This is a genomic window from Yersinia sp. LJYL362 (genome assembly GCF_048323875.1).
Genome location: NZ_JBLWEX010000274.1, coordinates 1 through 13,796, shown reverse-complemented (window position 1 = coordinate 13,796; position 13,796 = coordinate 1). Strand labels below are relative to the sequence as shown.

Genomic DNA, 13,796 nt, shown 5'->3' with positions numbered 1-13,796 from the left:
GATGTTGGCACTTTTACTCACAGTGTCAGGCAAGATAGAAGTGTATTAGATTTGGGGCCAGGCTACCTTGACCCCAAATCATAACTTATGAAGGTAAATCTTCCGCAGGTTTATCATCTAAAATTGTCAGCAGAATATCTGCATCTGGGGTTGTGATATGTTTCCCCTCAAGGAAACCAGCAAGTTTGGCTTCTGCATTATGTTCGTATACTTCATAACCTGCAATTCGATACCCTGGAATGCCATCCTGACCGCGAATATATTCATCACCGTCAATGTAGTACTCAACAACACCGCTGGCATCTTCAATCTCGTAACGTTTATCAAAAGGGAACTGTTTCATCACTTATCCTGGAAAAATATGCATAGTCATATGATGCCAAATTAGCACTATTTTAGGAAGCCTTAGCCGTAGCGCCATTAGATTATACATCTCCTCATTATATTGAGATCATTCGGTATATATACTGATTAATCTAAAGCTTTTAAAGCTTCTCATTGTTAATAATCCTATTTAATTCTCATGCCAAACAAGCTAATCCAAGGTAAACTGATGCGCCTAAATAAGGAGCAGGGATGAGCACTGAAATATTCATTGCAGTATTGGGCGCGGCACTGTTACATGCTAGCTGGAATGCTTTAGTTAAATTTGGTACTGACCGTTTAGTTGCCATTTCATTGATGGCAATTTTTTCCGGCGTCATCTCACTCTTCGGCATTTTCTTTGTAGGTTTACCCTCTATCAACGCGCTCCCTTGGTTGCTTCTGTCAGTCGCTTTTCACACCGGGTATTGTCTCTTTCTCAGTAAAGCCTACGAACAGGCCGAGTTCGGGCAAATTTATCCGATCGCGCGTGGCGTAGCACCACTATTAAGTGCCCTACTTTCGTGGTTAATTTTGTCAGAAATTCCGCGCATAATGGCGTTATTCGGAGCCGTCATTTTGGTTTCGGGGGTCATTATGATGACATTTGATGGCCGCCATGGCCCGAACAAACTCAATCTCCGAGCCATCATCTATGCATTAATTACGGCGATATTTACCGCCTGCTATACCCTATCCGATGGTGCGGGCAGTCGGGCCAGTATAGAACCTCTCAGTTATATTTTTTGGCTATTTATGTCCAATGGGATAGCCATGTTTGTGCTGCTTTGGATAATGCACAAGAATAGAATTTTTTGTGAAATCAGACAACATTGGCGTCACGGTATCATTGGTGGTGCTATGCAATTATTGGCTTATGGCATCGTCATTTGGGCCATGAAGAGTACACCAATCGCCTTGGTTGCAGCATTACGTGAGACCAGCGTACTGTTCGCCATGGTTATTTCTATCTGGATGTTAAAAGAAAAGCCCTCAATATTACGCCTTATCGCCAGTGCCATTATTATGGCTGGTGTTGCCATTACCAAATTTGGTTAATCTTCAAGCAACCAAGGGAACATCTATTGCTTCAATAAAAAACCCGAGCACAATCTCTCCCGTAAACCGGCTATACTCATAGAAATCCTATAAAAAAGGAGAATATATGCTCATAGGATTTGTTTTACTGGTTAGCACCTGCGGAATGGATGCTTGCGAGGCTCTGCCCGTGACTGACGATGTTTATGCAACACGCCATGAATGTATGGCTGTCGCTGCCCGCATTCATCAAAGGAGGCCTGATGTGGTCCTGATTTGTGGTGAAGTTTATCGCCATGCTGAAAATGACCAGCCTGAATGATAGACTAGTGTCAGTTAGAAGCAGATTGAGCCTATTGATTGTGCAATTCTTCCTAGCCCATCAACTTATAGCCCCGTAATGTAAAAAAAACATTAAACCTAAAGCCTGTTCTTCCTATTTAAAATGAAGCAATTCGAGATATAAACCGGTTTTTATCCTGTAAATAAGTTGTATCTTGTCAACAATATGATATGTAAGAAATGTCATATCGTAAGAGTAATAAAGTAAAAAGTCGTGCTACGCTTTAATTAAGTGACAATGACAATATAAGTATTAACTGATAGTTATATAAGTCCTCATCGAGAATATGTCATAACTAAGCATCCCCCCTTGGCAAGGAGTTTTGCAATGAATCCTCCTATATATGGTATCTGAGTATGTGTAAAGAACACCGTAAATAACGGTTTATAGCTTTTACATATATAGGATTCCAATATGCTCCAATTCGATGCTTATGGCACACTCGTCGCTGCAAGCCTGGTTCTATTGCTAGGAAGGCAGTGCGTTAAAAAGATCCCTTTATTACAAAAATATGCTATTCCCGACCCAATTGCGGGCGGCCTCTTAGTCGCGTTAATGTTCCTACTTATACACCAAATTACCGGTTGGGAAGCTCATTTTGATACTTCATTACGTGACCCATTAATGTTGACCTTTTTTGCCTCAATTGGCCTCAACGCCAATCTCGCCAGCTTAAGAGCGGGTGGCAAAGTTTTGATAAAATTTTTATTCGTCGTTATTGGTTTTTTGTTATTACAAAACACGGTAGGCATCGGCATGGCTAAAATGTTGGGGCTGGAACCATTGATGGGATTACTGGTTGGAACAATCACATTATCTGGAGGTCATGGAACCGGAGCTGCCTGGAGCACTGTATTTGTTCAGAACTATGGATTAGTTAATGCCACTGAAATCGCGATGGCTTGCGCTACATTCGGTTTGGTATTGGGCGGATTAATTGCCGGGCCCGTTGCACTTTATTTGATTAAACATTCGGCAACACCTCATGGAAGGCCAGAAGATGCACTGCAACCGACTACCTTTGAAAAACCGCAATCAGGGCGAATGATCACTACCCTGGTTTTAGTCGAAACCATTGCCATGATAACGATTTGTTTGATGGTCGGTGGCTATGTTAGAGAACTGCTGGCGGGAACGGTATTCGAATTACCTATCTTTGTTTATGTGTTATTTATCGGGGTAATTCTCAGTAATATACTCACTTATACGGGTTTTTATCAGGTATTTGATCGCGCCGTCTCAGTGGTGGGCAATGTCAGTCTTTCTCTTTTCCTGGCAATAGCATTGATGAGCCTACGATTATGGGAATTAGCCTCTTTGGCCCTGCCGATGCTGGCTATTTTATTTGTACAAACTTTGCTAATGGCATTATATGCAATATTTGTGACTTACCGCGTTATGGGTAAAAATTACGATGCTGCGGTTCTTGCGGCTGGCCATTGCGGTTTAGGTTTAGGTGCCACACCAACAGCAATTGCTAATATGCAAGCTATCACTGATCGCTTTGGGCCATCACACATTGCGTTTCTTATAGTCCCAATGGTCGGTGCATTCTTCCTGGATATTGCCAATGCTATCGTAATTAAGTTGTCTTTATTACTACCGATGTTTATACCATTGGGGTGATTTAATTGAGAGCCATTGTAAAAGTGGCTCCCAATAATGTCTTGTTCTAATAAGAAATAATTCTGCCAATTAACGGTGGGTCAGTGGTGACCACCCACTTAGCGCCCTTTTTTCTTGCGCCCAGGCTGAGTAAAGCGCTTACGACCAGCAGAGTTAGCCTCTGACTTTTCAGCGGGTTTTGATCGGCTAATAGCCGGTTTTTTAGCTACAACAGGTTTAGCTTTTGGTTTTTTTTGCGGTTTCTCATCAGATGATGAATTTTCAATCAGCTTAAATAATTCGGTCAGTTCATCATCGCGTAAATCTCGCCACTCGCCAATTGGCAGGCCTTTCAGATTGACGTTCATAATACGGGTACGTTCAAGTTTAGTGACTTCATAACCAAAATGCTTACACATGCGGCGAATTTGGCGATTAAGCCCCTGCACCAGGGTAATACTAAATACAAAGGGGGCTTCTTTCCTTACTTTGCATTTTTTAGTTACTGTTCCCAGCATTGGTACACCGGCACCCAAACCGAGAATAAACTCGTCAGTCACTGGTTTATTGACCGTCACCACATATTCTTTTTCGTGATCATTCCCAGCCCGCAGGATTTTGTTGACCAAATCGCCGTGATTCGTCAGGAAAATTAGCCCCTGAGAGTCTTTATCCAGCCGTCCAATAGGAAAAACCCGTTTACTGTGGTTAACGAAATCAACGATGTTATCGGATTCACCATCCTCGGTAGTGCTTATAATGCCAACCGGCTTATTTAGCGCGATCAATATCAAGTCACTCTCGTCACGCGGCTCGATAAGTTGACCATTCACTTTCACCACATCACCAACATATACCTGGTCACCGACTGCGGCCCGCTTGCCGTTAATAAAAACATTTCCTTGTTCTACATAACGGTCGGCATCGCGACGCGAACAGATGCCGCTTTCGCTGATGTATTTGTTAAGACGAATGGATGAGTTGGTCAGCATAATTTTCCGTAAAAATGGGACTATACCACGTTAGGTTGCGAATCCGAAAAGACTGCTTAACGGAGAGATAGCGAAGTCATACCGGCATCACAGATGGCTGTTAGCAAATCCAAATTACACAGTGATCTCTTTCAAAAAAAAGCCCCGACAATAATCGAGGCTTATGAGGATTTTTTACTGATTATATGGCATAGGCGAAGTTCAGGGTGACGGAACCATTAAGTTCTGTATCTTCTGTAATAGGCCCATTCATGGCAGTGGTTGATGCCAAAATTGGCGCAACCTTGATATCAGTACTGAATACTTTACCTGCCGCTTGAGTGTTATCAGCTGACGCCCAACCCACTGATGGGCCATGATTATATAATGCTGTTTCTGTAACGGCGCTAAATAACCCAGTAGACGAGCTAAATAACTTAGATGAGTTTCCATCAACTACAGCATTTTGCATATTTATCGTGTAACCGCCTATTTTCCCCGAACCATTAACCATACCCAGTCCATATGTACTGGTGCTTGGAGGATAGACTGAAGCCGCGCGGTTATCTATCGGTTTAACGGTCAAATATGTTGTGGCATCACATGTTATGACCCAATTTTTGGTCATTGCCGCTAAATTGACAAACACACTGCTAGAAATCTTGGTTGAACTTATCTTACCGAAATCATAAATCCCATTGTCGGGTGCATTAACAGTACATGAAGGCACAGTAAGGGCTCCCTTCACTTTCAATTCTGCAACGGGGGCAACGGCATACGCGGTTGCAATGCTAACAATCAAAAAAGGCAATACGGTTATGCCAGCTAGCTGCTTTTTCATTTATATATCCAGGGTGGGTCTGTACCACATAAAATCAATAATGGAAAAATGCCATGAAAAAAACACAACCACTGATTATTTATATCAACGATTGTGTTTGCATCTTGTAGGTATTATTAACTTTTGGGTCATGTTTAAACATCAGAAATAGCGCTGACTTATGTAGGAATTTTCTTATAGAAGACTATGTAGCTAGGCACTGCATAGTCAAAAATTAGTGATGACTTTTCTGTCTAATCACCAGCATTTAAATGTGGAGAGAGATAACGCTATTTCTGACATCCAGTGACTTGCGGGTAGTTACGACACACCAACATGAGTTTTCTTTTGGGCTCAAAACCGTTATCCAGCATGCATCGCTGTATATCAGCCGCCTTTCTAATGGTAGGAACAAAGGAATTTGAACCCAGTGGTTGAGGATAACCACACTGGTACATCATCTGTTGCGCGACACGGTCATTCTCAATGGTATGTGAAAAATGCAGTGAAGCCCCTGCTTTACGCCAGCTTATTCGTGAGGATTTATCAATACCCGAATCCGGCTTGATGGGGTGGAATCCACTATCAGCGACAAAAGGCAACGCCTCAAGTTGGCGTAGACTCACGGCTCTCCCCTGTTTTTGTGCAACACAGGCAGGCGTTTGTTCGTAAACGTCACAAATCTTAAAACCATGTTTAAAAACAAAACCTTGTTGCTCCATACAGTGGTAATACAACACAGTTTCGTTATCGGTAAAGTCTGGCTGAGGCCCTGGCAGAGGAACACCACATTTCCCCATCGCTACGCGGGCGTCATTCACCGTCGAATTCGGTCGCTGCCATTGCGTTAAATCAGGTGGTGGCGGGCAACCGGTAAGCAAAAAAACCGACGCCAACAGCGCAGGTGAGTAAATTAACGTATGTTTAGTAAACATAAAATCCTTTGATATTGAAAATATCAGCACTCAACAACCCTAAGTTATTAAGTTTTCCATTATGTGGGCGAAAGAGTGCTGCTACTCTCCGACAAGAATCACTTCAATTCCAACTTTGCGTAATCCATTCAAACTGTCGTCGGGAATACCTTTATCGGTAATCACCATATGGATGCGCTGAGTATCAATAATTTTATGCAAACTGGAACGGTTAAATTTACTGGAATCAGTCACCACAATAATACGTTCCGCCACTTCACACATCCGGCGATTTAAACGCGCTTCATCTTCATTATGGGTGCTCACCCCACGTTCAAGACTAATGGCATCTACACCGAGAAAAAGCATATCGAAATGATAGTTTTGCAAAGATTGATCAGCCTGATCACCGTAGAAAGATAACGACTGGCGTCGCAGATGCCCACCGGTCATCAACAGCTCCACGCCTTCGGCATCCAGCAACGAGTTCGCCACATTCATACCATTGGTCATGGCAATAACCTCCTTATGATTGCGCATATGTCGCGCTATTTCGCAGGTGGTTGTGCCAGAGTCGAGGATAACGCGGTGCCCAGGTTTTATCAGATCTGCCGCAACACGAGCAATGCTACGTTTTAGAGAAGTATTAAGGGCGCTTTTATCTTCTACGGTTGGCTCAACTGCTGGTGTGCCGCCATCACAAACCAAGGCACCACCATAGGCTCGCACGGCAATCCCTTGTTTTTCCAGAAAAGCCAGATCGTTGCGGATAGTCACCGTAGAAACGCCAAAGAATGACGATAAATCATTAACCTGGACACTTCCCTGTTGGCGAAGACGCTGAATAATTTGCTCACGCCGCTCACTGGTGCCTGTTATCCGTTTGTCCATTATCGAATCAGTATTGCTCATAGGTGATCCTTTCTAGAAGCCTTTCGTTTCATTTCACTTCATCTATTAACGCCTTTCCTTTGCCGGAAAGCAAGTCTTAACATTATCGAAAACCTGCACTCCTACATCATAAAAACCCTTTCATTATGTTTCTTTTGCGGAACAGATCTCAATTCCGTTATCTTTCATTTTGTTTTTATTAACCCATAAAGCAGTATTAAATGAAACAAATCGAAAGACAAAAAGACATCTAACTCATACGGAGAGGAAAGTGAAACATTTAACCGAGTTTGTGGCTGACCATAAACAGGATACAGGATGTGGCATCTTTGCCGTCTGTTCTGCTCACCCGTTGGTCTTGGAAGCGGCACTGCGTCACGCACGGGACACGCAATCCATCTTATTAATAGAAGCGACGTCCAACCAGGTAGATCAGTATGGTGGCTACACCGGTATGACACCGGCTGATTTTCATCGGTTTGTTGAACAAATGGCGGATAGCCATCACTTCCCCCGCGACCAATTAGTTTTAGGGGGAGATCACCTCGGGCCCAATCGCTGGCAAAACACGCCTGCGACAGAAGCCATGTCACAAGCGGAAGAGCTTATCCGCCACTATGTGGCCGCTGGATTTAAGAAAATCCACCTCGACTGTAGTATGTCTTGCGCCGATGATGCGGTGCCATTGACGGACGAAATCGTTGCTACTCGCGCAGCCAGATTAGCCCAGATTGCGGAACAAACCTGCAAAGAGATGCAAGGTTCATCCGACTTGGTATATGTCATCGGAACAGAAGTCCCCGTTCCGGGTGGCGCGCATGAAACCCTGTCAGAGCTGGCTGTCACCTCACCACAGGCAGCCAAGGCCACACTAGAAGCTCATCGCCACGCATTTGAACAACGGGGCCTGCATGATCTGTGGCCACGTATTATTGGGTTAGTCGTCCAACCTGGTGTCGAATTCGACCATACTCATATAATTGATTATCAACCGGAAAAGTCGATTTCTCTCAGTAAGATGATTGAAGGGTTTGATACCCTGGTCTTTGAAGCTCACTCCACTGATTATCAGACTCCACTCGCCTTACAGCAATTGGTCCAGCATCACTTCGCTATCCTGAAAGTCGGCCCTGCGCTCACTTTTGCTTTACGTGAAGCGTTATTTTCGTTGGCGGCTATCGAACAGGAATTGCGACCTGCGCATCAATGTTCAGGCCTGCGGGATGTGTTGGAAACGGTCATGTTAGAACACCCCGAACATTGGAAACATCACTATCACGGCAATAACGATGCGCGGCGGTTAGCGCGAGGATACAGCTACTCCGATCGTGTTCGCTATTACTGGCCCGATCACGATATTGACGAGGCTTACTCCAAATTAGTAAGAAATTTGGCGGATGAATCGATTCCACTGCCGCTGATCAGCCAATATCTCCCGCTTCAATACGTTAAGGTCCGTGAAGGCCGAATTACTGCAACACCACACGAATTGATTATTGACCATATTCAGGATGTGTTGCACCAGTACCATGCTGCTTGTTTGGGAACATCGCCATCCCATTAACACAATGATAATAAGGAATAAAATATGCCAAACATTGTATTAAGTCGTATTGATGAGCGCCTCATTCACGGTCAGGTAGGCGTTCAATGGGTCGGTTTTTCCGGCGCAAATCTGGTTTTGGTTGCCAATGATGAAGTCGCTGAAGATCAGGTTCAGCAAAATTTGATGGAAATGGTGCTGGCGGAGGGCATTGCTGTGCGCTTTTGGCCACTGCAAAAGGTCATCGACAACATTCATCGCGCGGCCGATCGGCAGAAAATTCTACTGGTTTGCAAAAACCCAACAGACTTTCTGGCGTTGGTCAACGGTGCAGTACCCGTGACACGCATCAACGTCGGCAATATGCACTATGCCGATGGTAAGCAGCAAATAGCAAAAACCGTCTCTGTTGACGATCAGGATATTGAAGCTTTTTATGGCCTGAAAAAAGCAGGGGTGGAATGTTTTATTCAAGGCGTTCCGACTGAGCCAGCTCAGGATCTCTACAAACTCCTCTGAGGTATTTTCTATGGAAATTAGCTTATTACAGGCATTAGCGTTGGGGATTCTGGCCTTTATTGCTGGCTTGGATATGTTCAACGGCCTAACGCATATGCACCGCCCCGTGGTACTTGGGCCGCTAGTGGGTCTAATCCTTGGTGACCTTCACATGGGGATACTGACCGGGGGGACTTTGGAACTGGTCTGGATGGGACTTGCTCCACTTGCTGGTGCCCAACCTCCCAATGTGATTATTGGCACCATCGTCGGAACTGCTTTTGCGATTACTGCCGGTGTCAAACCAGAGGTTGCTGTTGGGGTGGCAGTGCCGTTCGCTGTAGCCGTGCAGATGGGGATCACTTTCTTGTTCTCCATCATGTCTGGTGTGATGGCGCGCTGCGACAGGATGGCGGCCAATGCGGATACCGATGGCATCGAGCGGGTTAACTATCTGGCCTTACTGGCACTTGGAACTTTCTATTTTCTGTGCGCATTCCTGCCCATCTATTTTGGCGCAGAGCATGCCAAAACCGTCATCGATGTCCTGCCCGCTCGCCTGATCGATGGGCTTGGTGTAGCAGGGGGCATCATGCCTGCAATCGGTTTTGCCGTATTGCTGAAAATAATGATGAAAAATGTCTATATCCCCTATTTCATTCTCGGTTTTGTCGCTGCCGCCTGGCTAAAACTCCCGGTGTTGGCGATTGCCGCCGCCGCACTGGCGATGGCGTTAATTGACTTTATGCGCAAGGACTCCACTCCACCGCAGCCTTCCCGCACACAGCAAGAGGAATTCGAAGATGGCATCTAATACTCAAGTTTTGCCAGACGTCAATGTGACGGACAAACCGATGACTGATAGCAATGATAATATCTATGAAGATCAAACTATTGGTGCCGAACTGACCAAAAAAGATATCAACCGCGTAGCATGGCGATCCATGCTATTGCAGGCTTCTTTTAACTATGAGCGTATGCAGGCTTCCGGTTGGTTATATGGTTTGCTGCCCGCCTTGAAAAAGATCCACACCAATAAAAATGACCTGGCGCGAGCAATGAAAGGCCATATGGGCTTCTTCAACACTCACCCCTTTCTGGTGACTTTCGTTATCGGCATCATTCTGGCGATGGAGCGATCCAAGCAGGATGTGAACAGTATCCAAAGCACCAAAATCGCCGTGGGTGCCCCGCTGGGAGGGATAGGCGATGCTATGTTTTGGCTTACTTTGCTTCCTATTTGCGGCGGGATTGGGGCCAGTTTGGCCTTGCAAGGTTCTATTCTTGGCGCGGTAGTATTTATCGTTATGTTTAATGTCGTCCACCTCGGGTTACGATTTGGGCTTGCTCACTATGCATATCGTATGGGTGTGGCCGCCATCCCACTTATAAAAGCCAATACACGTAAAGTTGGTCATGCCGCCTCTATCGTTGGGATGACTGTGATTGGCGCTCTTGTCGCCACCTACGTTCGTTTATCAACTACGCTTGAAATCACGGCGGGTGACGCGGTAGTTAAGCTACAAGCCGATGTTATCGATAAACTCATGCCCGCTTTTCTTCCGCTGCTATACACCCTAACTATGTATTGGTTGGTTCGCCGTGGCTGGAGCCCGCTGCGATTAATCGGACTTACCGTGGTGTTGGGCATTGTCGGCAAGTTTGGCCACTTTTTGTAAGTGAGAGGAAACCGCATGTTAAGCATTATTCTCAGTGGCCACGGTGGGTTTGCCACCGGGCTGGAAAAAGCCATGAAGCAGATATTGGGCGAACAGCCGCAAGTGATCGCTATCGATTTTCCTGAAAGTTCGTCCACCGCCCTGCTCACAGCTCAGTTCGAAGCAGCACTAGCCAATTTGGATCAACGCGAAGGGCTAATTTTTTTAACGGATTTACTCGGCGGTACACCCTTTCGTGTAGCTTCTACTCTGGCAATGCAGAAAGCCAACCGCGAAGTGATCACCGGAGTGAATTTACAACTGCTGTTGGAGATGGTGCTGGAGCGCGATGGCCTCAGTAGTCAGGAGTTCCGACTTCAGGCGCTTGAATGCGGTCATCGGGGATTAACCAGCCTGGTTGACGAAATGGGGCGCTATCGCGAGGCCGTCGCTGTCGAGGAAGGCATATAGCATCATAGTATTAATCCAGTCGTGTTCTTATGGAGCACGGCTGGTGCGATATCCACAATTGAGCCTTGAGGTAACTGACCCTTTCATTATCCCTCTTTTTGATGAGTGACACTTTCGTCTAAAGTCTTTCCTTTCCTTTTCCTTCACTCGAAACACTCAAGTTAATAAATAAAATATTCATATAAATCAACGCATTTAGATAACCCACCCTCTTTTAGATCACGTTTTTCGTTTTATTTCTTTTTTGCACATTGACCTTTCATTTCCTTTTCTATAGATTTTCATTAAAGCATAAAGTGAATTAAGTGAAACAAAACGAAAGATACTCTGTTCTGTTTTGTGCTGAACCTTTGAAAATGTATTGCTAAGGACTAAGTTATGAGCGAAACCCATTCCACCTCTATTTCTGGTTGCGCCACCTGGACCGAAGAAGAGATCCGTCAGCAACCCGATAGCTGGATCAGAGCATTAAAAAATCTGGCAAATCAACGTGATGGTATCGACGCCTTTCTTGCACCACTTTTACAGCAATCTGACTTGCAGATTGTCCTGACCGGTGCAGGGACGTCTGCGTTTATTGGCGATATTATTGCGCCGTGGTTATCACACCACACTGGGGGGAATTTTGTTTCAGTCCCGACAACTGACCTCGTTACCAATCCGGTGGAATATTTATCGACCGACCGACCGACGTTGCTCATCTCCTTTGCGCGCTCAGGTAACAGCCCGGAAAGTGTCGCCGCGGTAGACCTTACTAACCAATTAGTAAAACAATGCCACCATCTGGTCATCACCTGTAACGAAGCCGGCAGCCTGTATCAAAATGCAGTGAAAAATGACAACGCGCTGGCGCTATTGATGCCACCCGAAACCCATGACCGCGGTTTTGCCATGACCAGTAGCATCACCACTATGATGGCCAGTTGCCTATCTGTATTCGCACCAGAAGTTATCAACCAAGTCAGTTTTCAGGATGTAGCCACACGTTGTCAGCAGATTGTCACCTCACAAGGGGATTTTCGCGAAAACGTATTTGGTGACCTGCCCTTCAAGCGCGTGGTTTACCTTGGCAGTGGCGGTTTGCAAGGCGTTGCACGTGAATCGGCACTCAAGATATTGGAGCTGACGGCAGGTAAAGTGGCCGCGTTTTATGACTCACCTACTGGCTTTCGTCACGGGCCAAAATCACTGGTGAATGCTGAAACACTGGTGGTGGTTTTTGTTTCAAGCCACTCTTACACCCGGCAATATGACCTCGATTTGCTAGCCGAATTACACCGCGACCAACAGGCGATGCGCGTTGTGGCAATATCTGCCGTACCCAGCCCTGAAATAGAACACGGCCCGCATATCCTGTTACCAGCATCACGGCATTTTATTGATGTCGAACAGGCCTTCTGCTTCCTGATGTATGCACAAATTTTCGCCCTCACTGAATCCATCAAAGCAGGTATTACCCCGGACACCCCTTCTGCCAGCGGCACCGTAAACCGTGTAGTGCAAGGTGTTGTTATTCATCCCTGGAAAGGCTGAGAGGAGCATGACATGAGTATTATTTCTACTAAATATCTTCTTCAGGATGCGCAGGCCCGGCGCTACGCAGTACCGGCTTTCAACATCCATAACGCGGAAACTATTCAGGCCATCCTCGAAGTCTGTAAAGAGATGCAATCTCCGGTGATACTGGCAGGCACACCCGGTACTTTTAAACATATCGCGTTTGAGGAAATCTACGCACTGTGTGAAGCTTATTCTGAAAGTTACGGGATGCCGCTGGCGCTACATCTTGACCACCACGAATCCCTTGATGATATTAGCCGCAAGGTGAATGCCGGTGTGCGTAGTGCAATGATTGATGGCAGCCATTTCCCGTTTGCCGAAAATGTACGTCTGGTCAAGACTGTGGTTGATTTTTGTCATCGCCACGATTGCAGTGTTGAAGCTGAGTTGGGGCGTCTGGGCGGTGTGGAAGATGATATGGATGTCGATGAGGAGAGCGCGTTTCTCACCGACCCACAAGAGGCTCGTCGTTTTATCGAACTTACCGGCGTCGATAGCCTTGCTGTCGCCATTGGTACAGCGCACGGTCTATACGCCAAGCGCCCCAAAATTGATTTCAAGCGTCTGGCGGAAATTAATGAAATCGTCGATATTCCGCTGGTCTTGCATGGCGCAAGCGATGTCCCTGACGAATATGTCAGACGTGCAATCGAACTGGGCGTATGCAAAGTGAATGTGGCAACCGAGCTAAAAATCGCTTTTGCCGCAGCAGTGAAGAAATGGTTTGGCGATAACCCGGAAGGTAACGACCCGCGCTATTACATGCGCGTCGGTATGGATGCCATGAAAGAAGTGGTACGCAGTAAGGTCACAGTCTGCGGATCAGCCAATAAACTCGTTCCTGAAACCGAAACCTCGCTATAAATCTTGTGCTGTTAAATGTTACCCGGCCATTGTCGGGTAACGCCGTTTATCCGCCATTCCAATATCCGAATCTTAAACGATAACCTTGTTCTGGCTTTTGACGCTTATTGTTACAATGTTATGATAAGTAGCTGAGAGCAATTGAAATCACGATGACAAGGGAAACGTTTTGAACACGAAAAGCAGAATGCGGTTGTGGCCACGGTTGGCGTTATATGCAATGGCTATCTTGCTATTGGCTGGGTGCTCAAACAATT

Annotated in this window: 15 protein-coding genes; 10 read left to right on the top strand and 5 right to left on the bottom strand. The window is 45.8% G+C overall.

All coding sequences use genetic code 11. The features are described from left to right. Positions 1-85: 85 nt before the first annotated feature. Positions 86-343 (bottom strand): hypothetical protein, encoded by a 258-nt coding sequence (locus ACNSO8_RS17290; protein WP_013649810.1) that lies wholly within the window; start codon positions 341-343, stop codon positions 86-88. Between the two features lie 233 nt (positions 344-576). On the opposite strand from ACNSO8_RS17290, the gene ACNSO8_RS17285 reads away from it, so the two are divergent. From ACNSO8_RS17285 to gltS, 3 genes are all read left to right on the top strand, one after another. Beyond that, on the top strand, positions 577-1,422 hold the full coding sequence (locus ACNSO8_RS17285; RefSeq protein WP_046695060.1) for a DMT family transporter: 846 nt from the start codon (positions 577-579) through the stop codon (positions 1,420-1,422). A 106-nt stretch (positions 1,423-1,528) separates the two neighbouring features. Continuing rightward, entirely contained in the window at positions 1,529-1,723 is a 195-nt protein-coding gene (locus ACNSO8_RS17280) for a hypothetical protein (RefSeq protein ID WP_005170255.1), read from the top strand. Positions 1,724-2,158: 435 nt separating this feature from the next. Continuing rightward, the gene (gltS, locus tag ACNSO8_RS17275) at positions 2,159-3,370 is read left to right on the top strand and encodes a sodium/glutamate symporter (protein ID WP_046051014.1); all 1,212 of its coding nucleotides are present in this window, start codon (positions 2,159-2,161) and stop codon (positions 3,368-3,370) included. Between the two features lie 98 nt (positions 3,371-3,468). Here the strand turns inward: gltS and rluF are convergent, their stop codons facing one another. The 4 genes from rluF to ACNSO8_RS17255 form a co-directional block, all read right to left on the bottom strand. Further along, complete coding sequence (gene rluF, locus ACNSO8_RS17270; protein ID WP_019083006.1) at positions 3,469-4,341, bottom strand: 23S rRNA pseudouridine(2604) synthase RluF; 873 nt, start codon at positions 4,339-4,341, stop codon at positions 3,469-3,471. Positions 4,342-4,522: 181 nt separating this feature from the next. Continuing rightward, complete coding sequence (locus ACNSO8_RS17265; protein WP_046051015.1) at positions 4,523-5,161, bottom strand: DUF1120 domain-containing protein; 639 nt, start codon at positions 5,159-5,161, stop codon at positions 4,523-4,525. 269 nt (positions 5,162-5,430) lie between these two features. Then, a complete protein-coding gene (locus ACNSO8_RS17260) occupies positions 5,431-6,075 on the bottom strand; it encodes a hypothetical protein (RefSeq protein ID WP_019079239.1) in 645 nt (214 codons plus the stop codon). An 81-nt stretch (positions 6,076-6,156) separates the two neighbouring features. After that, positions 6,157-6,966 (bottom strand): DeoR family transcriptional regulator, encoded by an 810-nt coding sequence (locus ACNSO8_RS17255; protein ID WP_019083004.1) that lies wholly within the window; start codon positions 6,964-6,966, stop codon positions 6,157-6,159. A 250-nt stretch (positions 6,967-7,216) separates the two neighbouring features. On the opposite strand from ACNSO8_RS17255, the gene kbaZ reads away from it, so the two are divergent. The 7 genes from kbaZ (at position 7,217) to kbaY (ending at position 13,539) form a co-directional block, all read left to right on the top strand. After that, positions 7,217-8,509: a tagatose-bisphosphate aldolase subunit KbaZ gene (gene kbaZ, locus ACNSO8_RS17250; protein ID WP_019079237.1), complete on the top strand. Its 1,293-nt coding sequence runs from the start codon at positions 7,217-7,219 to the stop codon at positions 8,507-8,509. A 24-nt stretch (positions 8,510-8,533) separates the two neighbouring features. Further along, positions 8,534-9,007, top strand: coding sequence for a PTS N-acetylgalactosamine transporter subunit IIB (agaV, locus tag ACNSO8_RS17245; RefSeq protein ID WP_005165957.1), 474 nt, complete (start codon positions 8,534-8,536; stop codon positions 9,005-9,007). A 10-nt stretch (positions 9,008-9,017) separates the two neighbouring features. Further along, positions 9,018-9,800: a PTS N-acetylgalactosamine transporter subunit IIC gene (gene agaW, locus ACNSO8_RS17240; RefSeq protein ID WP_050869974.1), complete on the top strand. Its 783-nt coding sequence runs from the start codon at positions 9,018-9,020 to the stop codon at positions 9,798-9,800. Next, positions 9,790-10,665, top strand: coding sequence for a PTS N-acetylgalactosamine transporter subunit IID (gene agaE / locus ACNSO8_RS17235; protein WP_019083003.1), 876 nt, complete (start codon positions 9,790-9,792; stop codon positions 10,663-10,665). The genes agaW and agaE overlap by 11 nt, the downstream gene beginning before the upstream one ends. A gap of 15 nt (positions 10,666-10,680) precedes the next feature. Continuing rightward, positions 10,681-11,115 (top strand): PTS galactosamine/N-acetylgalactosamine transporter subunit IIA, encoded by a 435-nt coding sequence (agaF, locus tag ACNSO8_RS17230; protein ID WP_019083002.1) that lies wholly within the window; start codon positions 10,681-10,683, stop codon positions 11,113-11,115. Positions 11,116-11,493: 378 nt separating this feature from the next. After that, complete coding sequence (locus ACNSO8_RS17225; protein WP_418395354.1) at positions 11,494-12,648, top strand: SIS domain-containing protein; 1,155 nt, start codon at positions 11,494-11,496, stop codon at positions 12,646-12,648. Between the two features lie 12 nt (positions 12,649-12,660). Next, the gene (gene kbaY / locus ACNSO8_RS17220; RefSeq protein ID WP_418395353.1) at positions 12,661-13,539 is read left to right on the top strand and encodes a tagatose-bisphosphate aldolase subunit KbaY; all 879 of its coding nucleotides are present in this window, start codon (positions 12,661-12,663) and stop codon (positions 13,537-13,539) included. The last annotated feature ends 257 nt before the right edge of the window (positions 13,540-13,796 follow it).